This window comes from Massilia sp. LXY-6 (assembly GCF_051233485.1).
GTDB lineage: Bacteria > Pseudomonadota > Gammaproteobacteria > Burkholderiales > Burkholderiaceae_D > Telluria.
Window position 1 is genome coordinate 11656 of sequence record NZ_JBKFGF010000061.1, and the last position, 21805, is coordinate 33460.

Annotated in this window: 20 protein-coding genes and 1 riboswitch; of the genes, 6 read left to right on the forward strand and 14 right to left on the reverse strand. The window is 65.7% G+C overall.

All coding sequences use genetic code 11. The annotated features are described in order from the left end of the window. From gspE to ACI48D_RS23060, 3 genes are read left to right on the forward strand one after another with little or no spacing between them, the layout of a single operon-like run. Entirely contained in the window at positions 1 to 1428 is a 1428-nt protein-coding gene (gspE, locus tag ACI48D_RS23050; RefSeq protein WP_435573569.1) for a type II secretion system ATPase GspE, read from the forward strand. Further along, entirely contained in the window at positions 1428 to 2648 is a 1221-nt protein-coding gene (gspF, locus tag ACI48D_RS23055) for a type II secretion system inner membrane protein GspF (RefSeq protein ID WP_435573570.1), read from the forward strand. The genes gspE and gspF overlap by 1 nt, the downstream gene beginning before the upstream one ends. A gap of 11 nt (positions 2649 to 2659) precedes the next feature. After that, a complete protein-coding gene (locus ACI48D_RS23060; protein WP_435573571.1) occupies positions 2660 to 3463 on the forward strand; it encodes a type II secretion system protein N in 804 nt (267 codons plus the stop codon). Positions 3464 to 3475: 12 nt separating this feature from the next. On the opposite strand, the gene ACI48D_RS23065 is transcribed toward ACI48D_RS23060, so the two are convergent. The 11 genes from ACI48D_RS23065 to ACI48D_RS23115 form a co-directional block, all read right to left on the reverse strand. Next, positions 3476 to 4207, reverse strand: coding sequence for a helix-turn-helix domain-containing protein (locus tag ACI48D_RS23065; protein WP_435573572.1), 732 nt, complete (start codon positions 4205 to 4207; stop codon positions 3476 to 3478). Between the two features lie 82 nt (positions 4208 to 4289). Next, positions 4290 to 4484, reverse strand: a complete 195-nt coding sequence (locus ACI48D_RS23070; RefSeq protein ID WP_435573573.1) for a hypothetical protein — start codon at positions 4482 to 4484, stop codon at positions 4290 to 4292. Positions 4485 to 4509: 25 nt separating this feature from the next. Continuing rightward, complete coding sequence (gene hslU / locus ACI48D_RS23075; RefSeq protein WP_435573574.1) at positions 4510 to 5844, reverse strand: ATP-dependent protease ATPase subunit HslU; 1335 nt, start codon at positions 5842 to 5844, stop codon at positions 4510 to 4512. Between the two features lie 27 nt (positions 5845 to 5871). After that, positions 5872 to 6408: an ATP-dependent protease subunit HslV gene (gene hslV, locus ACI48D_RS23080; RefSeq protein ID WP_435573575.1), complete on the reverse strand. Its 537-nt coding sequence runs from the start codon at positions 6406 to 6408 to the stop codon at positions 5872 to 5874. A 90-nt stretch (positions 6409 to 6498) separates the two neighbouring features. After that, positions 6499 to 7857, reverse strand: a complete 1359-nt coding sequence (locus tag ACI48D_RS23085; protein ID WP_435573576.1) for an STAS domain-containing protein — start codon at positions 7855 to 7857, stop codon at positions 6499 to 6501. Between the two features lie 192 nt (positions 7858 to 8049). Next, entirely contained in the window at positions 8050 to 8502 is a 453-nt protein-coding gene (gene dksA, locus ACI48D_RS23090) for an RNA polymerase-binding protein DksA (RefSeq protein ID WP_435573577.1), read from the reverse strand. A gap of 182 nt (positions 8503 to 8684) precedes the next feature. Further along, positions 8685 to 9734 carry a CobW family GTP-binding protein gene (locus ACI48D_RS23095; RefSeq protein WP_435573578.1) on the reverse strand — a complete coding sequence of 350 codons (1050 nt, stop codon included), beginning with the start codon at positions 9732 to 9734 and terminating at the stop codon, positions 8685 to 8687. Positions 9735 to 9862: 128 nt separating this feature from the next. Next, entirely contained in the window at positions 9863 to 10813 is a 951-nt protein-coding gene (xerC, locus tag ACI48D_RS23100) for a tyrosine recombinase XerC (protein ID WP_435573579.1), read from the reverse strand. A gap of 1 nt (position 10814) precedes the next feature. Beyond that, positions 10815 to 11492, reverse strand: a complete 678-nt coding sequence (locus ACI48D_RS23105; protein WP_435573580.1) for a DUF484 family protein — start codon at positions 11490 to 11492, stop codon at positions 10815 to 10817. A gap of 100 nt (positions 11493 to 11592) precedes the next feature. After that, the gene (locus tag ACI48D_RS23110; protein WP_435573581.1) at positions 11593 to 12852 is read right to left on the reverse strand and encodes a porin; all 1260 of its coding nucleotides are present in this window, start codon (positions 12850 to 12852) and stop codon (positions 11593 to 11595) included. A 176-nt stretch (positions 12853 to 13028) separates the two neighbouring features. Next, positions 13029 to 14111: a porin gene (locus tag ACI48D_RS23115; protein WP_435573582.1), complete on the reverse strand. Its 1083-nt coding sequence runs from the start codon at positions 14109 to 14111 to the stop codon at positions 13029 to 13031. Positions 14112 to 14576: 465 nt separating this feature from the next. Between ACI48D_RS23115 and ACI48D_RS23120 the strand changes: the two genes are divergently transcribed. Then, on the forward strand, positions 14577 to 16196 hold the full coding sequence (locus tag ACI48D_RS23120) for a tetratricopeptide repeat protein (protein ID WP_435573583.1): 1620 nt from the start codon (positions 14577 to 14579) through the stop codon (positions 16194 to 16196). Between the two features lie 8 nt (positions 16197 to 16204). On the opposite strand, the gene dapF is transcribed toward ACI48D_RS23120, so the two are convergent. The 3 genes from dapF to ACI48D_RS23135 are packed head-to-tail and all read right to left on the reverse strand — an operon-like array spanning position 16205 to position 18790. Continuing rightward, on the reverse strand, positions 16205 to 17068 hold the full coding sequence (dapF, locus tag ACI48D_RS23125; RefSeq protein ID WP_435573584.1) for a diaminopimelate epimerase: 864 nt from the start codon (positions 17066 to 17068) through the stop codon (positions 16205 to 16207). A gap of 10 nt (positions 17069 to 17078) precedes the next feature. After that, the gene (locus ACI48D_RS23130; RefSeq protein ID WP_435573585.1) at positions 17079 to 17942 is read right to left on the reverse strand and encodes a lipid A biosynthesis acyltransferase; all 864 of its coding nucleotides are present in this window, start codon (positions 17940 to 17942) and stop codon (positions 17079 to 17081) included. Further along, positions 17939 to 18790 carry a lysophospholipid acyltransferase family protein gene (locus tag ACI48D_RS23135; RefSeq protein WP_435573586.1) on the reverse strand — a complete coding sequence of 284 codons (852 nt, stop codon included), beginning with the start codon at positions 18788 to 18790 and terminating at the stop codon, positions 17939 to 17941. Before ACI48D_RS23135 ends, ACI48D_RS23130 begins: the two co-directional genes overlap by 4 nt. A gap of 182 nt (positions 18791 to 18972) precedes the next feature. On the opposite strand from ACI48D_RS23135, the gene metK reads away from it, so the two are divergent. Together metK and ahcY are read left to right on the forward strand one after the other, a co-directional pair. Then, a complete protein-coding gene (metK, locus tag ACI48D_RS23140; RefSeq protein WP_435573587.1) occupies positions 18973 to 20142 on the forward strand; it encodes a methionine adenosyltransferase in 1170 nt (389 codons plus the stop codon). 128 nt (positions 20143 to 20270) lie between these two features. Continuing rightward, positions 20271 to 20343, forward strand: a riboswitch (S-adenosyl-L-homocysteine riboswitch). Between the two features lie 28 nt (positions 20344 to 20371). Further along, positions 20372 to 21787, forward strand: a complete 1416-nt coding sequence (gene ahcY / locus ACI48D_RS23145) for an adenosylhomocysteinase (RefSeq protein ID WP_435573588.1) — start codon at positions 20372 to 20374, stop codon at positions 21785 to 21787. Positions 21788 to 21805: the final 18 nt, after the last annotated feature.

Consider the following 21805-nt stretch of genomic DNA (forward strand, 5'->3'; position numbering starts at 1 on the left):
ATGAATAACTTGTTGCCCTACGCATTCGCACGCGACTACGGCGTGCTGGCGCGTTCCAACGGCGACCCGTCGCAGGCCGTCGAAGTCGTGGTCTCGAACGCGACCAAGCCGGCCGCGATCGCGGAAGTCTCGCGCCGCTTCGGCCGCATCACGCTGCGCCGCATGGAGCGCGCAGAGGTGGAGGCGGCGATCGCCGCCGCCTACGCCAATGCCGGCGGCGACGCGTCCCAGGTCGCCGACGAGTTCGACGCCGACCTCGACCTCACCAAGCTGCTGCAGGACGTGCCGGCCATCGAGGACCTACTGGAATCGTCCGACGACGCCCCGGTGATCCGCATGATCAACGCGCTGCTGACGCAGTCGCTGCGCGAAGGCGCGTCCGATATCCACATCGAACCCTTCGAACAGACCTCGGTGGTGCGCTTCCGCATCGACGGCGCGCTGCGCGACATCGTCCGTCCGCGCAAGGCGATCCACGCTTCGCTGATCTCCCGTATCAAGATCATGAGCCAGCTGGACATCGCCGAGAAACGCCTGCCGCAGGACGGCCGCATCACCCTGCGCGTGGGCGGCAAGCCGGTCGACGTGCGCGTCTCGACCCTGCCCACCGGCCACGGCGAACGCGCGGTGCTGCGTCTGCTCGACAAGGAAGCGGGCCGCCTCGACCTCGGCCACCTCGGCATGAGCGAGGGCCTGCTGCCGCAGTTCGACAAGATGATCAACCAGCCGCACGGCATCGTGCTGGTGACGGGCCCGACCGGTTCCGGTAAAACCACCACGCTGTACGCGTCGCTGTCGCGCCTGAACGCGACGACCACCAACATCATGACGGTGGAAGACCCGATCGAGTACGACCTGCCCGGCATTGGCCAGACCCAGGTCAACGCCCGCATCGACATGACCTTCGGCAAAGCCCTGCGCGCGATCCTGCGCCAGGACCCGGACGTGATCATGATCGGTGAGATCCGCGACCTGGAAACCGCGCAGATCGCGGTGCAGGCTTCGCTCACCGGCCACCTGGTGCTGGCGACCCTGCACACCAATGACGCGGCCTCGGCCGTGACGCGCCTGCTGGACATGGGCATCGAGCCATTCCTGCTGTCGTCGTCCTTGCTGGGCGTGATGGCGCAGCGCCTGGTGCGCAAGCTGTGCCCGTACTGCAAGAAGCAGGACGGCAACGGCCACTGGCAGGCGGTCGGCTGCGATCGCTGCGGCCATACCGGCTACCACGGCCGGGTCGGCGTCTACGAGCTGCTGGAGACGACCGAGCAGATCCGTGCGCAGATCCACAACCAGGTGTCGGAAGCGGATATCCGCGATACGGCCCTGAAGTCCGGCATGAAGACCATGCGCGAGGACGGCGAACGCTGGGTGCGCGAAGGCGTCACCACCGAAGCCGAGCTGGTGCGCGTGACGAAGGCTGACTGATGCCTGCATTCCGCTACGAAGCCGTCGATACCGGGGGCATCACCCGCAAGGGCGTGCTGAACGCCGACAGCCCGCGTGCCGCCCGCGCCGACCTGCGCCTGCAGGGTCTGACGCCGCTCGCCGTCGAAGCCATCGCGGCCCAGGTCGACGAGAGCGGGGCGGCGCGCTCGCGCGGCTTTGGCGAGCGCCTGTCCCAGGTCGAGCTGGCCCTGTTCACACGCCAGCTGGCCAGCCTGCTGGAAGCCGGTCTGCCGCTCGAGCAGGCGTTCACGGCCCTGCTGGAACAGGCCGAGCGTGCCTACATGCGCGACCTGATCGCCTCGATCCGTTCCGAGGTGATGGGCGGCGCGTCCTTCTCCAGCGCGCTGTCGCGCCACCCGCGCGACTTCGCCGAGATCTACCGCGCCCTGGTCTCGTCCGGCGAACAGATCGGCCAGCTGGCGCGCGTGCTGGCGCGCCTGGCCGACTACATCGAGCGCCGCAACGCCCTGGTGCAGCGGGTGCGGCTGGCGTTCACCTACCCGGCGATCGTCACCGTGGTCGCATTCGCGATCGTGATTTTCCTGCTGACCTATGTGGTGCCGCAGATCGTCTCGGTGTTCGCCAACACCAAGCAGAAACTGCCGGTGCTGACCATCATGATGCTCGGCGTGTCGAACTTTACGCGCGCTTATGGCATCTATGTGGGATTGGCCATCGTCGCGGCCTGGTTCATGTGGAGACGGGCGCTGCAGAATCCAGCATTGAAACTGCGCTGGCATGCTTGGCTGCTCGATGCCCCGGTGTACGGCCGCTTCGAGCGCAGCCTGAATACGGCGCGCTTCGCCAGCACCTTGGCGATCACCACCGGTTCCGGCGTGCCGATCCTGCGTGCGCTGGAAACCAGCCGCGACACCTTGTCGAACGTGGCCATGAAAGGCCTGGTGGAGGACGCGACCGCCAGCGTGCGCGAGGGCGCGAGCCTGGCGCGCGCGCTGTCGGTCCAGAAGTATTTTCCGCCGATGCTGGTGCACATGATCCGCGCCGGCGAGATCACCGGCGAACTGCCGGCCATGCTCGAGCGCGCCGCCGATTCCCAGCAGGCGGACCTGGAGCGCCGCGCGCTGACCATTGCCGGCCTGCTCGAGCCGGTGCTGATCCTGGCCATGGGCCTGGTCGTGCTGCTGATCGTGCTGGCGGTGCTGATGCCGATTATTGAAATCAACCAATTAGTGCGGTGATAAGGAAACCGATGGACAAGCGCTTGCCTATACTTACGAGCCTGTTGGGCGTGATCCTGCTGGCGGGGTCGCTTGCGTACTGGATCCTGCAGTTGTACCAGCCGCCCCAGCGTCCGATCGCCGCGGTGGCGCATACCGGCATGCCGGAGCCGGGCATCGACGCCGCCGCCACGCTGTTCGGCGGCCAGGTCGCCACGGCGAGCGCGACCAATTACCAGCTGACCGGCATCGTCGCGGCCGGGCGCAACAGCGCGGCCATCATCGTGGCCGAGGGATCGCCGCCGAAGGCGCTGAGAGTCGGCAAGGAAGTCGCGCCCGGCATCACCCTGGCCGAGGTGCATCCGCGCTACGTCATGCTGTCCGATGGCGGGGTCATGAAGCGGCTCGACCTGGCGGCCGACACCAAAGCGGCCGCGCCGATGGGTGGTCCGGCTGGTGGTCCGGCCGGCCAGGGAGCGGCGGCCCGCGGCATGCCGGCCCACCTGCCGCCGGGCGCGGCAGTACCGGAGCCGCCGATGTCGCCGGGCGCGGTCCAGCAGCCGCAGGTGCCGCCGCAGAGTCCGGTCGCGCAGTCGTCGACCTTCCCGGACCAGGGCAATCCGGGCCAGGTCAGCGGACCGCCGGAAGAGCCGGCGCCGGCCACGCCGAACATCGCCGTGCCGAACAACGCGAATAACCCCAACAATCCAAACACTCCGAACGGCGCGAACAATCCGAACGGGGCGAACAATACCGCTCCGGCGCCGGTGCAGATGCCGCCACCGACCCGTTCGACCGGCAGCCCGGTGAGCGGCCGGACCCCGAACAGCCAATAATCTCTTTGTGCCTTACCGCCGCAGCGCGGTGAATGCCGAAAACTCCCACGACCTGAATCCGACCAGCAAGGTAAATCCGTCACGCTCGCGCGGCGCCAGGCGGCGGTCGTTGCGGTGCAGCCGCGCCAGTTCCCCGGCCAGCTGATAGATTTTCTCCGTGAGTTCGGCGGCGCTCGCCAGCGACAGCCGTGCCGGCAGGCACATCAGTGCTTCGCCCGGGCCGTCGAAGCGGCCATCGAAATAATCCCCTACCACATGCTCGCGGAAATAACGCTGTACCGGGCCGTCCGGCAGCCAGCGGAAAGCGTTCGAGACGCGCAAGCTGTAGCGATTCAGCGGTTTGAGCTCGATCAGGCCGAGCCGGTCCAGCTCGGCCAGCAGGCCGATGCATTCGGGTTCGGTCAGGCGGTAGGTTTCGACGATCTGTTCCAGGCTCCAGTGCCCGAGGCAGCAGATCGCCACCAGCAGCAGGCGCGGATTGGCAACCAGCGAGGTTTCCTGGGGCAGGGTGAGCGTGTCGGCCTGGGGCCGGGCGTCGGCCGCGCGGCGCAGCACGTCCTCCATGTTCACGCCGGCCGCCTGGCAGATCTGGGCCAGGCGCGACAGGGTCATGTCCTTCTGGCCGAACATGCGCTTGATGCTCGACTCGCTCATCGCAATGCGGTCGGCCAGCATCTTGTAGGTAATGCCTGCGGCGCGCAGTTCGGCGCGCAGGACGTCCAGAACCATGTCAGGGGAGCTCATGGGTTCTGACTTTACAGAAGAACAAGCGAGTCTTCAACGAAAAAAAACGCCGGCCTGAGCCGGCGTCCATCACGCAACTGGGCTACTCGTCGTCCGCCTCCAGCTTGGCCTTTTTAAGCGCCCGCTTGGCGGCCAGGCGCTCGCTGGCCAGCGGTTTCGCATGCGTGCCGGCCGCGCGCTGCTTGGCGAAGCCGGCAAACGGATTACGCGGCTTGAGCGGCGCCGGTTCGACGCGCAACATCATCCTTTGCCGGGTTGCCAGTGCCTTGTTTGCCATCTTCGCCTCCTCTCAATGCGAGTGTTTATAGTACGTAACGCGACAGGTCTTCGTTGACCGCCAGCTTGTCGAGCCGCTCGTTGACGTAGGCGGCATCGATGACCAGGCGCTCGCCCGACTTGTCGGTGGCCGAATACGAAATCTCCTCGAGCAGCTTTTCCATGACCGTGTACAGGCGGCGCGCGCCGATGTTCTCGGTGCGCTCGTTGACGGAAAAGGCGATCTCGGCCAGGCGGTGGATACCGTCCGGCGCGAACTCCAGCGTCACGCCCTCGGTTGCCAGCAGGGCTTCGTACTGCTTGGTGAGGCTGGCGTCGGTCGAGGTCAGGATGCTCTTGAAGTCGTCGACCGACAGCGCTTCCAGCTCGACGCGGATCGGGAAGCGGCCCTGCAGCTCCGGAATCAGGTCCGAGGGCTTGGACAGGTGGAACGCGCCCGAGGCGATGAACAGGATGTGGTCGGTCTTGATCATGCCGTATTTCGTGTTCACGGTCGTGCCTTCGACCAGCGGCAGCAGGTCGCGCTGCACGCCGGCACGCGAGACCTCGGCCCCGCCGTGTTCCGAGCGCGATGCGATCTTGTCGACCTCGTCCAGGAACACGATGCCGTTCTGCTCGACGTTCTGGATCGCCTTTTGCTTCATCTCGTCTTCGTTGACGAGCTTGGCGGCTTCCTCGTCGATCAGGATCTTCATCGCGTCCTTGACCTTCAGCTTGCGCGGCTTCTTGCGGGCTGCGCCGACGCCGGCGAACATCGACTTGATCTGTTCCGTCATTTCTTCCATGCCCGGCGGCGCCATGATATCGACCTGCGGCGCTGCCTCGGCGACTTCGATCTCGACTTCCTTGTCGTCGAGGGCGCCTTCACGCAGGCGCTTGCGGAAGGTCTGGCGGGTGGTGTCGCCGTCCTTCGACTCGGTGCTGCTGACGTTGAAGCCGAAGTCGCGCGCCGGCGGCACCAGGATGTCGATGACGCGGTCTTCGGCGGCGTCCTCGGCGCGCTGGCGGTTCTTCTGCATCTCGCTGGCGCGGGTCTGCTTGATGCCGATGTCGATCAGGTCGCGGATGATGGTGTCGACGTCGCGGCCGACATAGCCGACCTCGGTGAACTTGGTCGCCTCGACCTTGATGAAGGGCGCATCGGCCAGCTTGGCCAGGCGGCGCGCGATCTCGGTCTTGCCGACGCCGGTCGGGCCGATCATCAGGATGTTCTTCGGCGTGATCTCATGGCGCAGGGGCTCGTCCACCCGCTGGCGGCGCCAGCGGTTGCGCAGGGCGATCGCCACCGCGCGCTTGGCCTTGCCCTGGCCGACCACGTGCTTGTCGAGTTCCGATACGATTTCGGAGGGGGTCATGCTCATGTTCATGCTCATGTGATTGTTCATTGCTCAGTCCAGCGTCTCGACGATGTGGGACATGTTCGTATAGATGCACAGCTCGCCGGCGATGGTGAGCGCCTTCTTGACGACTTCAGCCGGTCCCATGTCCGTGTTTTCCTGCAGCGCCTTGGCGGCCGACTGCGCGTACACGCCGCCCGAGCCGATCGCGCCGATGCCGTCCTCGGGTTCGAGCACGTCGCCATTGCCGGTGATGATCAGGGTCTTCTCGCGGTCGGCCACCAGCAGCATCGCTTCCAGGCGGCGCAGGATGCGGTCGGTGCGCCAGTCCTTGGCCAGTTCGACCGAGGCGCGCAGCAGGTTGCCCTGGTGCTTTTCCAGTTTGGCCTCGAAGCGGTCGAGCAGGGTGAAGGCGTCCGCGGTGCCGCCGGCGAAGCCGCACAGCACCTTGCCCTGGTACAGCTTGCGCACCTTGCGCGCCGAGCCCTTCATGACGACATTGCCGAGCGTGACCTGGCCGTCGCCGCCGAGTGCGACCTGTTCGCCGCGCCGCACGCTCACAATGGTCGTGCCGTGAAATTGTTCCATAGTTGCCTCGTGGTTGATTGCTCACCAAACGTGGGGTTATTTCACTTAATTACAAGACGAAACTGTCGCGTCCGGCGGCTCCTTGCATGTTCAATACTTATTGGCGTACAGACGCGCATGGTCGCCCACGCCGAGCAGGCGCAGCAGGGCGGCAACGAGGTGGTTCAGGTCGCGCAGCTCGATGCTGCGTTTGCCGGAGGGGTGGGCAGCGTCGCCGGCGAGCTGGCGCAGGCAGGCGCCGAGGGCGGTGGCCGCCGCGTAGTCGATGCGCGCCAGGCGCGAGCAGTCGAGCACCAGGGAAGCGTGCTGGGCGGCATAGGCGCCAATCGCATCCAGCAGCGCCGTACTGCCGCCTTCGATCAGGCCCGGCAGCAGGAAGCGGTCGCCGGCGGCCGCATCGCTGCCCGCCGTGGCGCCCACGCTCACGGCGGTGTGCGCCGGCGCTTCGAACGACGGCGGCGAGACCTCGAAGGTGACGCAATAGTCCATCGCGGTCTCCTCGAAATCCTTTTCGCGGTTCATCAAGAGCAGCAGTTCGAGCAGCAGCAGCCAGGGCGCCTCGCCGGCGCCGCGTTCGCCGATCGCCAGCATCGGGCGCAGCACGGCGATCAGGTGGTCGGCGCCGGCCATGACCAGTTCGCGGCCGGCGCGGCGCAGCGTCTGCAGGGCCGCGAGCAGGACCGCGCAGCCTTCCGGCGTGGCCGAGGCGACCGTGCTGAAGTCCAGGCGCACCAGCGGCCAGTTTGATGTCAGCACGCGCGCCAGCTGCGCGCCGACGGCGTCGTCGAGCTGGCCCGACAGGGTCGCGGTCGGGGCCACCCCGGCGTAGGGCTGGCCGGACGACGGTGCCGAAGACGGCCCATACATCGGCGAGTAAGCCGGGGGCGAGGTTTCGAAATGGCTGGCGTAATCGATCGCGATGCTCTCGAACTCGGGCTCGCGGCCGCTCACCTGGTAGAGGTCGAACAGCATCCACCAGGGCTGGCGCTCGCTGCGGCAGCTGCCGTCCAGGCAGGCCCGCAGCGCTTGTTCCGCCGCCTCGGCCTGGCCGTTGGCAAACAGGATCGCCGCTTCCTCGACCGCCGGCGCGCTGGAAGGCGCCACGGCGGCGTCAGGCACGCCTTCCTCCACCAGCAGGTCGGCCGTGTTCAGGTCGAGCAGCGGGGCGCTGGGGGCACCCGAGACGACGGCGGGGGCGCGCCGGTTGCCGGCCCAGGCATGGTCGTCGAAGATGTCGGCCGCCATTTCCAGCTCGATTTCGTCGATCTTGGCGGCGGTCGCGCGCGCGATCTCGCGCTGGCGTTCGCGCTCGGCCTCGGTGTCGAGCGGCATGCGCGTGGTGGGCGCGAAGGCGCTGGCGGGACTGGACAGGCTGCCTGTGCGTGGACGTGCGCCGGCCCGCGCCTCGGGCGCTTCGTTCTTTTTCTTCAGGAAGGAAAAGAGTCCCACGTCGGTCCTTGTCTACCGTTTTTCACCGGTCGAGACAGTAGCACGGCGGCCCGCGGCACGTGGCGCGCACGCCTGAGCTGCGTCAATCGACAGGCAAGCCGACGCTAGTGTATCCCAAGGGAAATTTCTATGGCGCCCAAATAAAAAAAGCATGCGATCGACGCATGCTTTTTCGCTAGGCCCTGTCACGGTTTAATCGCCGTACAGCTTCTGCTTCAGTTCACGGCGCTGCTGGGCTTCCAGGGACAGCGTCGCGGTCGGGCGGGCGATCAGGCGCGGAATGCCGATCGGCTCGCCGGTTTCTTCGCACCAGCCGTATTCGCCGGATTCGATCGAGGCCAGCGACTGCTGCACTTTCTTGAGCAGCTTGCGTTCGCGGTCGCGGGTGCGCAGTTCGAGCGCGTGCTCTTCCTCGATCGTGGCACGGTCGGCCGGGTCCGGCACCAGGACCGTCTCGCGCAGGTGCTCAGTCGTCTCGCCGGCGTTTTTCAGCAATTCCTTCTCGAGTTCCTGCAGGCGGTTCTTGAAGAACGCCAGCTGGGCCGGGTTCATGTAGTCGTCGTCGCCCATCGCCCGAATCTCTTCTTCCGTCAGGAGGCGGTCTTCGGGCTGCGCCACGGTATTCGGTTTCGTTGTTTTAGTCATGACTTCACTTACCTTTGATACGACAGAGTTTCCATTTTATCAGCTTACTCAGCGCTTACTGTTGCAGTGTGCGCTGGCTTGCTGCCGTGACGGCGGGGCTTGCTGGCCCTGCCTTGTTCAGTCGTTCAACCACCGGTTTGCACGGCCGGGCTACCTGACGTGCAATACAGAACCGCAGTAGTTTATACCAAACATTGTTCCAATCCGCGGATAAAGACATCTTTCGGTAAATTTTTACCAATAAAGACCATCTTGCTGCCGCGTGGCTCCTGATCGCCCCACTTTGCACCGAGGTCGCTGCCCATGATTTGATGCACGCCTTGGAACACCACCTTGCGATCCGCCCCGGCCATCGACAGCACGCCCTTGTAGCGCAGCATGTTCGGGCCGAAGACCTGCACCATGCTGCCGAGGAACTGGTCGAGGCGTTCCGGATCGAACGCACGGTCGCTCTTGAACACGAAGGCGGCGATATCGTCGCTGTGGCGACCATGATGGTGGTCATGGCGATGATCGCAGGCTTCGGTGTGCACGTGCTCATGCTCATGCTCGTGGGCATGATCGTGGGCCTCGTCGGCGGTCAGGAAGGCCGGGTCCAGCTCCAGCTTGTCGTTCAGGTTGAAGCCGCGCAGGTCGAGCACCTCTTGAATCGGCGCGCGGCCGAAATCGGAGGTGCTGATCGGTGCACGCGGATTGATGCGGCGGATGCGCGCCTTGAGTTCCTCGACCGCGGCGGCATCGACCAGGTCGGTCTTGGAGAGCAGGATCTTGTCCGCGAAGCCGACTTGGCGCTGGGCTTCCTCCTGCCGGTCCAGCTGGTCCATGCCGTGGCGGGCATCGACCACGGTCACCACCGCGTCGAGTAGATAGTGAGCACCAACTTCCTCGTCGACGAAGAAGGTCTGGGCCACCGGCCCGGGATTCGCCAGGCCCGTGGTTTCGATGATGACGCGGTCGAACTGCAATTCGCCGGCATCGCGCTTGCGCGCCAGGTTGCCGAGAGCAACGATCAGGTCCCCACGCACGGTGCAGCAAATGCAGCCGTTGTTCATCTCGACGATCTGCTCGCTGGCGTCCTGCACCAGGATTTCGTTGTCGATGTTTTCCTGGCCGAATTCGTTTTCGATCACGGCGATGCGCATGCCGTGGTTTTCCTGCAGGATGCGGTTGAGCAGCGTGGTTTTACCGGCGCCGAGGAAGCCGGTCAGGATGGTGCTGGGGATCAATTCCATATTTCGCTATCCGATCAGAATGGGCCGTTCGGCCGCAGAGAATCGGGGGATTATGCCGGAATTTGCGGAATGTCACCACCAACTGCGGTCGCGTGCGCGCAGCTCGCTTGATCTGTCCGCTTGATCGCTTACTTGGTCTTGGCGCGCGGATGGGCTTTGTCGTAGACAGCCGCCAGGTGCTGGAAGTCGAGCGAGGTATAGATCTGGGTCGAGGTGATGCTGGCATGGCCCAGCAGTTCCTGCACCGCGCGCAGGTCGCCCGAGGATTGCAGCAGGTGCGAGGCGAAGGAGTGGCGCAGCACGTGCGGGTGCACGTGGACCGGCAAGCCGGCCTTCAGCGCATGGGCTTTCAAGCGGTGCTGGACCACACGCGGGGTGACGCGCGCGCCGCGCGCCGACAGGAACAGGGCATTGCTGCCGTCGCTGCTGGGCGGACGCACTGCCAGCCAGGCCGCGATCGCCTCGCGTGCGGGCGTGCCGACCGGCACCCGCCGCATTTTATTTCCCTTGCCGGTAACGACGACTTCCTGGGCTTCCAGCTCCAGCCAGCCCGCCGATGCGGGCGCGCCATCCTTGGCCGGCAGGTAGGCGACGTCCAGGCCCGCCAGTTCGGACACCCGCAGGCCGCTCGAATACAACAGCTCGAACATCGCGCGGTCGCACAGTTCGGCCGGCTCGGGGTGGCCGTGGCGGTTCGCTTCCATCAGGCGCACGGCGTCGTCGACGGGCAAGGCCTTCGGCAGGCGCTTGGCGCGGCGCGGCGCGCGTACGCCATCGACCGGATTCGCGGCCAAAGGCGTCTGCTGCGCCAGCCAGTTGAAGAAGCCGCGCCAGCCGGACAGCTTGCGCGCGATCGAGGTCGCGCTCTGGCCGTCGGCATGCAGTTTGGCGGCGAAGCGGCGGATCTCGAAGTGGGTCAGCCTGGCCCAGTCGGTATGGCCGCCCAAGCGAGAACTCAATGCGGACAACTCGCCGAGGTCGCGCGCATAGGCGGCGATGGTGTGGCCGGAGAGCTTGCGCTGGGTGCGCAGCTCGGCCAGATAGCGGCCGGTCCAGTCCTCGGCGGCCGGCGTGTCCATGTCAGGCTGCGCGCAGCGGGCTGAGCGCGGCGCTGGCCGTCTCGCCGATGTGGACCAGGAAGTCGGTCGCCATGCTGGCGCTGAAACGCTCCGGATCGGGAGAGCCGAGCACGAGCAGGCCGAAGGCCGAACCGGCGGCGCGCAGCGGTACCAGCACGGTCGAGCGTACCGAGGCGCTGTCCTCGAGCCAGCGCACCGCGTCGAAATCGCGGTTCGGGCCGCAATACGGCGCCCGCAGGCTGTTGGCGAACAGGCGGACGTCGTCGGAGACGCCGCTCGCATACCACTCGGTAGCATGCTCCTCGGCCAATTTCCACAGGCGCAGGGTTGCCTGCGGCACCATGAAGTGCTTGATCAGGCCGTCGACCACGGCGCGCGGCATCGCGGCCGGCGCCTCGTCGGGCGCGCCGGCTGCCAGCAGCTGGCGGGTCCAGCCGTGGAAGCGGTTGGCGATCGCCGCGTTTTCCTCGGCATGGCGCATCAGCTCGGACATGCGCAGTTCCAGCGCCTTGTACTTATCGCGCATCACTTCCATTTGCCGTTCCTGCAGCGAGACGGCACGGCCGGTCAGCGGACTCGACAGTTTTACCTCGCCCAGCAGGCCGGCATGTTCTTTAAAAAACTGCGGATGGTCGACCAGGTATTGGGCGATGGCGGCGGAATCCAGTGGGGCGGTCATTGCAAGGGCTTGCGAAATAGGTAGACCGCTAATTTTACCCGACTGTTACCGCCGTCAACACATAAACATGGCCGGACCGATCGCCGCCGTGGCGCCGGCCTCAGAAACGGTGGCGTACCCCGAGCTGGAAGGCGCGCCCATCCACGCCGGGCGCGGGTGTGAAGCCGCCCGGGGCGCCCGCCGTTGCCGGACTGTACTGGGCCTCGTTCTGGTTCCTGATGAAGGAGGCGACGGCATAGATGTCGGTGCGCTTCGACAGGAAATAGTTGTAGCCGAGTGCGAACAGGGTGGCATCGCTGTCGGACGGCGTGCGGTCGTTCTGGTGCGCGACGGAGGCCAGGATGCGGCCGGGGCCGAGCCGGTACTGCAGCCCGACCTGGACGCTGACCGCATCCTGCTGGCTGTTGAGGCTGATGTTGTTGACGAACACCGCGCGCAGGGCGGCGGCGGTCGCCGGGCCCAGCGGCGCGAGCTGGGCATCCCAGCCGGCGATATAGGTGGGCAGCAGGGCCGAATGGCGGTTGCGCTGGTCGTGCCAGCCGGCGAAGAACTTCCAGTCGTTCCAGGCATAGGAACCGCCGGCGGTCGTGGTGCGCAGGCTGGGTGCGCCGCTCGGATCATAAGCATGGTTGTGGCCGACGCCGACGTCCCAGGAGCCGGCCTTGTAGGTCAGGGCCGCGCCCCAGAACTTGTCGTACAGGCCGAGATAGCCCGAGCCCTTGCCGGCGATCATGACCGAACCGCCGAGCCCGGACGGCAGGACGGCCCGGTACTGCAGGGCGCGCTGCGAGCGGATGTCGGCGCCCAGTGCCTGGAAGCCGGCGGTGCCGCCGGTCACGCTGCCCCAGGTGCCGCCGGTGCCGACCTCGAAGGTGTCGGCCGCCGCGAACACTTCGTAGCCCGGCGTGTACATGCGTCCCAGCAGCAGCGCGCCTACCGGGGTAACCAGGCCGACCATCGAGGTGCGGTCGAACAGGGCGTTTTCCGGATTGACGGCCGGGCCGCCGCGCGGCTGCAGGGCGCTGCGCACGGCGGCGAGCAGGCTGGGCGGCAGGGCTCCCATGCCACGCGTCAGGTAATAACCCTGATTCTCGTTGACCAGGGTCGGCTGCTGCCTGCCGGTGTCGAGCTCGACCCGCGCTTCCAGGTTGAACACGGCCTTCATGCCCCGGCCGAGGTCCTCGCTGCCCTTGATGCCGAGGCGCGAGCCATCGGCCCCGCCGCTGATGAGCTTGGGGGAGGAGCCGCGCTGCCACATCAGGCCGGCGTCGGCGATACCGTAGAGCTGAACGCTGGACTGGGCCAGCACGAGGGGTGGAAAACAGGCGCCGGCGAGCGCGCCCAGCACAATCTTCTTCATCGCATCTCCCATGGCAAATCGGACCGCGTCGACACAATCGGATGCCCAGCAATTCGCGCCGGCTGATACGGCTCAGCCGCGTAAGCGTTGCGCGAATCGCACAAGGCCTAGATGCAGCAAGGGCGGACCTGGTTGCCCAGGCCCGCCCTTGCGGACTTACTGCTTAACTTAACAGCTTAGAACGAGTGGTTCACGCCGACGTCGTAGTGGTTGACGGTCGGGGTGCCAGCCAGGTTGCCAGTGCTCTGGCTGAAGATGTTCTTCTTGCGCGACGCGTCGATGTACAGGTAGGTACGCTTCGACAGGCTGTACTCGTAGCCCAGCGAGTACTGGCGGGTGTACAGGTCGTGCAGGCGGACGTTCTCTTCCTGTTGCTTGATACCGAAGCCGGCCAGCAGCTTGCCCGGGCCCACGGCGTAGGTTGCGCCCAGCACTGCGCCCTTGATGGTCGGACGCTGGGTGTTGGTGTGTTCCTGGTTCTGGCGGCTGTAGGTACCCATCAGCTTCAGTTCCGGGGTCACTGCAAACGAGCCGGCGACCGACCAGATCTTGCTTTCGACGGCATTACGCTCGTAAGCCAGCATTGCGGCGGCCGGGCCGTTGTTGTAGGTGGCAGCCACCGAGAACGGGTTGGCCGAGCCTTCCGGGTTGGTACCGGTGTACGACGTTGCGCCAGTGCCGACGCCGGTCAGGGTGCCGCCGGTGGCTTCCTTGGTGGCCCAGGATGCGTTCACCTGGAAACCGCTCACGACCGGCGAGTTGTAGAAGATCGCATTCGAGATACGGTTGTTGTTCGGCGAGCCGCCGCCGGTGTTGACGTCCAGCGGTGCCGAGTTGTAGCCGGCGATCTGGATGTCCGTGTAGAAACCGGCCGGCGTTGCCAGGCCGTGCCACGGCTCGAACGAACCGACGACTTCCTGGAACGGGGTCAGGCCACGGCCCAGGCGGACCATACCGAAATCACCCTGCAGGCCGACGCGGCTCTGGCCCTGGAACAGCGGACGGCCGTTGTTCTCGACGGTGCCGGTATCCGGCTCGTAACGCATTTCGATCTGGAACAGCGCTTTCAGGCCGTTGCCCAGGTCTTCGGTGCCTTTGAAGCCCAGGGTGTTCGAAGCACGCTTGCCGATAGCCAGGGTCTGGTCGGTACGCTTGATCATGCCGGCGTCGATGTTACCGTAGATCTGCACGGCGGTTTGCGCTTGAGCCACACCGGCGAAGGCGCCCAGCAGAGCGACTGCCAAGAGGGATTTTTTCATCTAGTTATATCCTTAATAAAGTGAATCGCAGGAATCCAGGGAGCATTGAGACTTGTTCTTGTTTCTGAATACTCGGATGTCTGAACCTTAAATGCTCGACGCGTTAAGGTTGTCGGATTAGTCAATTATGACGGGTCCACTTGGTGGAAAGCCAATAAAACCAATCGTGCTGTTGTATTTTCGAAACGGCTTGGCTCGTTCATCGCGGAAACCTTAAGCATTGTTTAAGTTTCCCGGCGTCATCGTGGCAGCTCGGCAAGACAAGTAAAGGTTTGTGCAGCCTCAAATGCACATGGAATCGCAGGCGAATCGTCCCTGAGCCGGCTATAGACTCTGCCCCATCCGACAACCGCACGGAATTGGGGCTCTAGCGGTCTCATCCATCATGGTGTCATCGTGATATGCGCGCATCTGCGTACATCCGCGGCGGTGTCTCCCCTACCGACACGAAGTCGACAACAAGCGATGGCAAACCGCGAAGAATTAGCAATCATCCGTGGCGCGCGCGCCGGCCGGGCCGAGTCCCAGCTGGAGCTCGGCCGGCTGTATCTGTTCGGCAGCACCGGCCTGCCGAAGAGCCTGCCCACCGCGCTGCACTGGCTCGACCGTGCTGCCCAGCAAGGTTGCGCCGAGGCATGGCAACTGATCGGCAACCATATCCCTCTCGACCTCGCCCGGCAAAGCCCGCAGTCCGTGACCTGTTGGTACGAGCGCGCCTACGACGGCGGGCTGGCACGGGCCGGCCTCGTCTATGCGCAGCTGGTACTGGGCGGCGAACGCGTGGCGCCGGGCCAGCGCGCCAAGGCACTGCGCGCGCTCGAGGACGCCGGCCGCGGCGGCTTTCCCGAAGCGCAGTGGCTGCTGGCGCGCGAGCACGGGGCTATGCCGCCGCGCCCGGGCGTCCCGCAGGGCGCCTTCCCGGCCTCCGGAGTGTCGACAGACCATGGCGCCGGCGCCACGGACCGCGCCGACCTGGGAACGCCGCGCCCCGGCGCGCCGGACCGCGCCGGCCAGCGCTGGTTGCGCCACGCCGCCGACAATGGCGTCACCCCGGCCCAGTTCGCGTTGCTGGAGCACGAATGGGAGGCCGGCAATCACCAGGCTTATCTCGCGCGCGCCCTGCCGATGGCGCGTTCGCTGGCCCATTCCGAGGTGGCGCAGGGCAGGGCCTGCGCGCGCCTCGCGCCGGACGAGGTGACCCTGCTGTCGCGCTGCGCCCGGCTGGTGGAGGAGGGCGCCGACGCCCACGGCATCGCGCAGGACGAACTGCACATGTTCTGGGAAATGGCCGCCGCCGAGCAGGACCGTCACGCCCAGTTCGCCCTGGGATTATGGTGCGCGCACATGCGCATCGACGGCCGCCGCATTCCGGGCAGCAGCGGCGCGGCCAATTTCAAGAAGGCGGTGCGCTGGCTGCAGCAGGCCGGCGAGCAGGGGCTGGCCGAAGCCTGGTATGCGCTGTCGCGTATCTATGTGAAGCCGGAGTTTTCCCAGCGTAACGTGATCGAAGCCCAGAAATACCTCGAGCGCGCCGCCGAGATGGGTTACCGCGACGCCCAGCTGGAGTGCGGCAATGCCGCCTGGCGCGCGCGCCGCGAGAACGAGAACAACGATGTGCGCGCCGTGTTCTGGCTGCAGAAGGCGGCCGCGCAGGGCTGCGCGAAGGCGGCGGCGATGCTGCGCAAGGTTGCGCCGCGCGTTCCCGGCGCCTGGCCGGACACGCTGCTGCCCGGGCGCGACCTGTCGGACTACCCGCTGCTGGCGGCACGCCTCGAGCTGGCCCTGGCGTTCGGCCTGAGCCGCGCCGAAGCGCTGCTGCTGGACCTCGGGAGTGCGGACCGCGGCCATTGCCTGGTGGTCGACATCCGCGCCAGTTATGGGCGCAGCCGGCGCCGCCTGGTACCGGTGGAAACGCTGCAGGAGCGTCAATTGCTCGACCGCATCGTGCGCCTGTTCGAGAATATGGACTGCGGTCCCGGTGGGCCGGAAGGCAATTATCGCCAGCGCCTGTACCGCCTGCGTACCCTGTTGCCCGAGGCGGGCAGGCCGGATGCACCTTCTCTCGACCTCGACCTAGCCGCCTGAGTTGGGGATCAGAGCGTGATTTCGCCTTCGAACACGGTCTCGGCAGGGCCGCTCAGGTAGACCGGCTGGCCTTCGCCGGCCCAGGCAATGCTCAAGCGGCCGCCGCGTGCCTCGACCGCTACCTTGGCGTCCAGCAGGCCGCGCCGGATGCCGGCCACGACCGCCGCGCAGGCGCCGGTGCCGCAGGCCAGGGTTTCGCCGGCACCGCGTTCGAACACGCGCAGCTTCACGTGGCCGCGGTCCAGCACCTGCAGGTAGCCGGCATTGACCCGCTTCGGGAAGCGCGGGTGGTGTTCGATCTGCGGGCCGGTTTCCGCTACCGGGGCGTTGTCGACGTCCTCGACCACCTGCACGGCATGCGGATTGCCCATCGAGACGACCGACACCAGGACGGTCTGCTCCGCGCCGCGGGCACGTACCGTGAGCGGCCACAGGGTATCGCGGCCCTGCGCCACGCCGGCCAGGCCACTGCTGTCGAATGGCACCAGGGCCGGCTCCAGTACCGGCGCGCCCATGTCGACCGTCACGCTGCCGTCCTCTTCCAGGCGCGGCGTGATGATGCCGGCCATGGTCTGCACGCGGATGCTGCGTTTATTCGTCAGGCCCTTGTCGCTGACGAAGCGCACGAAGGCGCGCGAGCCGTTGCCACACTGTTCGACCTCGCCACCGTCGTTGTTGAAGATGCGGTAGCGGAAATCGCAACCTTCCTCGGTGGGGCGTTCGACGATCAGGATCTGGTCGGCGCCGATGCCGAAGCGGCGGTCCGCCAGGCGCTGCCACTGCTCGGGGCCGAGTTCGACCTGCTGGTTGACGGCGTCGATGACGATGAAGTCGTTGCCGGCGCCGTGCATTTTGGTGAATTTCAGTTTCATTGCTTGATCCTTACTGGTAGAGCGAGGGTTCGCCGTCGGGCCGGGTTTTAAAACGCTTGTGCGTCCAGAAGTACTCGGCCGGATTCTCGCGCACCCGTTCCTCGATGAATTCGTTCATGCGGCGCGTGGCGGCGATCATGTCGTCGCCCGGATAGTTTTCCCATGACGGATAGAACACCACCCGGTAACCCTGGTAGTTGGGCAGGAAGGTCGCGATCACCGGAATCACCTTCGCCTTGGTCGCGGCAGCCAGGCGCGGCAGGGCGGTGAGCGTCGCCGCCGGGATGCCGAAGAAAGGCACGAAGGTAGCGTCCTTCTCGCCGAAGTCCATGTCCGGCAGCATGAAGTAGGGTAGGCCGTCGCGCAGCGCGCGCAGGATCGGCTTGATGCCGTCTTCGCGGGTGAACAGGCGCACCGGGCCGAAGCGCTCGCGGCCGTAGCGCAGCAGGCGGTCGAAGGCCTCGTTCTTTTGCGGCGAATAGATCGTCGACACCGGGATCACGCGTGCCGCCACGCCAGCCACGTCGAGGCACACGAAATGCGGGCAGAGCAGGATGGTCGGGCCGCTTTCCATCTCGGCCTGGGGCACCGCCGGCTCGATATGGATCAGGCGGCGCAGGCGCGGGATCGGCGCCCACCAGATCAGCGAGCGTTCCAGGATGCTGCGTGAATAGCCCTGGAAGTGGCGCTTCGCGATGTCCTCGCGTTCCGCTTCGCTCAGCTCGGGCATGCACAGGCGCAGGTTGGTCAGGGCGATCTTGCGGCGTTTCGGGATCGCGTAATACATCAGGCTGCCCACGGCGTTGCCGATGCGTCCCAGGATCGGCAGCGGCAACCAATGCAGCAGCCACAGCAAGGCAATCAGGGCCCTCATGCGAGCGCCTCGGCTTCCGGGGCCGCCACGCCCTGCGGACGCTTGTAGCGGTTATAACTCCAGAAATACTGGGACGGGCAGCGCGCGATCAGCTGTTCCATCGCGCGGTTGATGGCGCCGGCCTGCTCGGCCGGGGTGCCGGACAGCTCGCCCTCGAAGGGTACGAAGCGGATCACGTAGCCGCGCCCGTGCGGCAGGCGCTCGGCATAGGTCAGCAGGATGTCGGCCTTGCCCAGCTGGGCCAGCTTGGCCGGCAGCGTCATGGTGTAGGCCGGGCGGCCGAAAAACGGCGCCCACACGCCTTCGCCTTCCTGCGGCACCTGGTCCGGCAGCACGCCGACCGGTTGCCCGCCCCGGAGCGCCTTGACCAGCATGCGCACGCCCGACAGGTTGGCCGGGGCCAGGTGCATGTTCTGGCGGGCTCTCGCGCCCTCGACCAGGGGCTTCAACGCGCTCTTGCGCGGCGGGCGGTACATCACGGTCAGTTCCTGGCGCAGCGACACCTGCTGGGCGGTCAGTTCGAAGCAGCCCAGGTGCGGTGTCAGGAACACGATCCCGCGGCCGCTGTCGAGCTGGCGCTGGACCAGCTCCCAGTCCTCCATCGTGACGTGGCGGGTGACGCGCTGCTGTTGCGCGCACCAGACAAACGGCAGTTCGACGATGGCTTTGCCGGACTCGGCGATGGCGCTGCGCAGATGGGCGCCGTAGCCGGCCAGTTCGAGATTGCTGCGCAAGCGCCGGCGGTAGGAAGGGGAAGCCAGATAGACCAGCCAGCCGAGCGCCGCGCCCAGCGCATGTAGCACGGGAAGCGGGAACAAGGACAGAAAACGGAACAGGAAGACGAGCATTTATTGATTCAGGGTAGAGGTGATGCGGCTTGCTTCACCAAAATTTTTTAAGGAGCGTAAAATACCACTTTGAGCAGGATCCGCGGAGTTAATGACAACTTGCGAAGCGGAATATAAATATCGCTAAAGCGTCGCAGGGCCTTGGTACTGCGGCATTCATCTCAACAGTATCAGGAGCCTTAATGTCTTCCAATGACTACCTCTTCACTTCCGAGTCCGTCTCGGAAGGCCATCCGGACAAAGTCGCCGACCAGATTTCCGACGCCATCCTCGACGCCATCCTCGAGCAGGACCCGCATGCGCGCGTGGCGGCCGAAACCCTTTGCAACACGGGTCTGGTGGTGCTGGCCGGGGAGATCACGACGCACGCAAACGTCGATTATATTCAAGTTGCGCGCAATACCATCAAGCGCATCGGTTACGACAATACCGACTTCGGCATCGACTACAAGGGTTGCGCGGTCATGGTCTGCTATGACAAGCAGTCGCCGGACATCGCCCAGGGCGTCGACGAAGGCGCCGGCCTGGATCTCGACCAGGGCGCCGGCGACCAAGGCCTGATGTTCGGCTACGCCTGCGACGAAACGCCGGAACTGATGCCGGCCGCGATCTACTACGCGCACCGCCTGGTCGAACGCCAGTCGCAGCTGCGCAAGGACGGCCGCCTGCCGTGGCTGCGCCCGGACGCCAAGTCCCAGGTCACGCTGCGCTATGTGAACGGCCGCCCGGTGTCGGTCAACACCGTCGTGCTGTCGACCCAGCATGCGCCGGAAGTCAGCCACAGCCAGATCGAGGAAGCCGTCATCGAGGAGATCATCAAGCCGGTGCTGCCGCGCGAATGGCTACAGGACACCCGCTACCTGGTCAACCCGACCGGCCGCTTCGTCATCGGCGGTCCGCAGGGCGACTGCGGCCTGACCGGCCGCAAGATCATCGTCGACACCTACGGCGGCGCCGCACCGCACGGCGGTGGCGCGTTCTCGGGCAAGGATCCGTCCAAGGTCGACCGCTCGGCTGCCTACGCGGCCCGCTACGTGGCCAAGAACGTGGTTGCCGCCGGCCTGGCGCGCCAGTGCCAGGTGCAGGTCAGTTACGCGATCGGCGTGGCCAAGCCGATCAACATCACCGTCTACACCGAAGGCACCGGCGTGATCTCCGACGAGAAGATCGCCGAGCTGGTGATGGAACACTTCGACCTGCGCCCGAAAGGCATCGTGCAGATGCTGGACCTGCTGCGCCCGATCTACCAGAAATCGGCGGCCTACGGCCACTTTGGCCGCGAAGAGCCCGAGTTCAGCTGGGAACGCACCGACAAGGCCGCGCTGCTGCGCGCCGCCGCCGGTCTGGCGTAAGTCACGCCCGACCTGGGTCCCCGCCTCCGCGGGGACGACGATGTTTTCTCAGGTCGTCCCGCGAACTTTCCTTACGTGGCCCCCGCGAAGGCGGGGGCCACGTTTGTTCCAGCCGTGCTAAACTAACGAATTCCGAGGAGCGTTGCGACGAAAGATTCTCCTTTCGCCAGGCTCGGATCATCAACACCGCGCTCACGTTACTTTTTTCTTAACTTGAAAGGAGGGCGTGATGAGCGCCGTACTCAAAGACACCACCCAGGATTACCTCGTTGCCGACATCGGCCTCGCCTCGTGGGGCGAGAAGGAAATCCGCATTGCCGAAACCGAAATGCCGGGCCTGATGGCCATCCGCGAGGAATACGCCGCCAGCCAGCCGCTGAAGGGCGCGCGCATCGCCGGTTCGCTGCACATGACCATCCAGACCGCCGTGCTGATCCGCACGCTGGAAGCCCTCGGCGCGCAAGTGCGCTGGGCCTCGTGCAACATCTACTCGACCCAGGACCACGCCGCCGCCGCCATCGCGTCGGTCGGCACCCCGGTGTTCGCCATCAAGGGCGAAACCCTGGACGAGTACTGGGAATACACCCACCGCATCTTCGAATGGCCGGGTGACAAGCACGCCAACATGATCCTGGACGATGGCGGCGACGCCACCCTGCTGCTGCACCTGGGCGTGCGCGCAGAAAAGGACATCTCGGTGCTGGACAAGCCGGGTTCGGAAGAAGAGATCTGCCTGTTCAACGCGATCAAGGGCCGTCTGGCCACCGATCCGCAGTGGTACTCGAAGCGCCTGCCGGAAATCAAGGGCGTGACCGAAGAAACCACCACCGGCGTGCACCGCCTGTACCAGATGCACCAGGAAGGCAAGCTGGCTTTTCCGGCGATTAACGTCAACGACTCCGTCACCAAGTCGAAGTTCGACAACCTGTACGGCTGCCGCGAATCACTGGTGGACGGCATCAAGCGCGCTACCGACGTCATGATTGCCGGTAAGGTCGCCGTCATCGCCGGCTATGGCGACGTGGGCAAGGGTTCGGCCCAGGCCATGCGCGCGCTGTCGGCCCAGGTCTGGGTGACCGAGATCGACCCGATCTGCGCGCTGCAGGCCGCGATGGAAGGCTATCGCGTCGTGACCATGGACTACGCCGCCGAACACGGCGACATCTTCGTCACCTGCACCGGCAACTACCACGTCATCACCGAGCAGCACATGCTGCGCATGAAGGACCAGGCGATCGTCTGCAACATCGGCCACTTCGACAACGAAATCGAAGTCGCGGCACTCAAGAAGTATGAGTGGGAAAACATCAAGCCGCAGGTCGACCACGTGATCTTCCCGGATGGCAAGCGCATCATCCTGCTGGCCGAAGGCCGTCTGGTGAACCTGGGCTGCGGCACCGGCCACCCGTCGTACGTGATGAGCTCCTCGTTCGCGAACCAGACCATCGCGCAGATCGAGCTGTTCGTGAACTCGGACAAGTACCCGGTCGGCGTGTACACGCTGCCGAAGCACCTGGACGAGAAGGTCGCCCGCCTGCAGCTGAAGAAGCTGAACGCCCAGCTGACCACGCTGACCGACGAGCAGGCTGCCTATATTTCGGTGACCAAGGAAGGTCCGTACAAGCCCGCACATTACCGTTACTAATCAGTAACTGGTAATCTT

Coding starts and splice junctions, on each gene's coding strand:
- gspE (WP_435573569.1), top strand. CDS start 1: ATGAATAACTTGTTGCCCTACGCATTCGCACGCGACTACGGCGTGCTG.
- gspF (WP_435573570.1), top strand. CDS start 1,428: ATGCCTGCATTCCGCTACGAAGCCGTCGATACCGGGGGCATCACCCGC.
- ACI48D_RS23060 (WP_435573571.1), top strand. CDS start 2,660: ATGGACAAGCGCTTGCCTATACTTACGAGCCTGTTGGGCGTGATCCTG.
- ACI48D_RS23065 (WP_435573572.1), bottom strand. CDS start 4,207: ATGAGCTCCCCTGACATGGTTCTGGACGTCCTGCGCGCCGAACTGCGC.
- ACI48D_RS23070 (WP_435573573.1), bottom strand. CDS start 4,484: ATGGCAAACAAGGCACTGGCAACCCGGCAAAGGATGATGTTGCGCGTC.
- hslU (WP_435573574.1), bottom strand. CDS start 5,844: ATGAGCATGACCCCCTCCGAAATCGTATCGGAACTCGACAAGCACGTG.
- hslV (WP_435573575.1), bottom strand. CDS start 6,408: ATGGAACAATTTCACGGCACGACCATTGTGAGCGTGCGGCGCGGCGAA.
- dksA (WP_435573577.1), bottom strand. CDS start 8,502: ATGACTAAAACAACGAAACCGAATACCGTGGCGCAGCCCGAAGACCGC.
- ACI48D_RS23095 (WP_435573578.1), bottom strand. CDS start 9,734: ATGGAATTGATCCCCAGCACCATCCTGACCGGCTTCCTCGGCGCCGGT.
- xerC (WP_435573579.1), bottom strand. CDS start 10,813: ATGGACACGCCGGCCGCCGAGGACTGGACCGGCCGCTATCTGGCCGAG.
- ACI48D_RS23105 (WP_435573580.1), bottom strand. CDS start 11,492: ATGACCGCCCCACTGGATTCCGCCGCCATCGCCCAATACCTGGTCGAC.
- ACI48D_RS23110 (WP_435573581.1), bottom strand. CDS start 12,852: ATGAAGAAGATTGTGCTGGGCGCGCTCGCCGGCGCCTGTTTTCCACCC.
- ACI48D_RS23115 (WP_435573582.1), bottom strand. CDS start 14,111: ATGAAAAAATCCCTCTTGGCAGTCGCTCTGCTGGGCGCCTTCGCCGGT.
- ACI48D_RS23120 (WP_435573583.1), top strand. CDS start 14,577: ATGGCAAACCGCGAAGAATTAGCAATCATCCGTGGCGCGCGCGCCGGC.
- dapF (WP_435573584.1), bottom strand. CDS start 17,068: ATGAAACTGAAATTCACCAAAATGCACGGCGCCGGCAACGACTTCATC.
- ACI48D_RS23130 (WP_435573585.1), bottom strand. CDS start 17,942: ATGAGGGCCCTGATTGCCTTGCTGTGGCTGCTGCATTGGTTGCCGCTG.
- ACI48D_RS23135 (WP_435573586.1), bottom strand. CDS start 18,790: ATGCTCGTCTTCCTGTTCCGTTTTCTGTCCTTGTTCCCGCTTCCCGTG.
- metK (WP_435573587.1), top strand. CDS start 18,973: ATGTCTTCCAATGACTACCTCTTCACTTCCGAGTCCGTCTCGGAAGGC.
- ahcY (WP_435573588.1), top strand. CDS start 20,372: ATGAGCGCCGTACTCAAAGACACCACCCAGGATTACCTCGTTGCCGAC.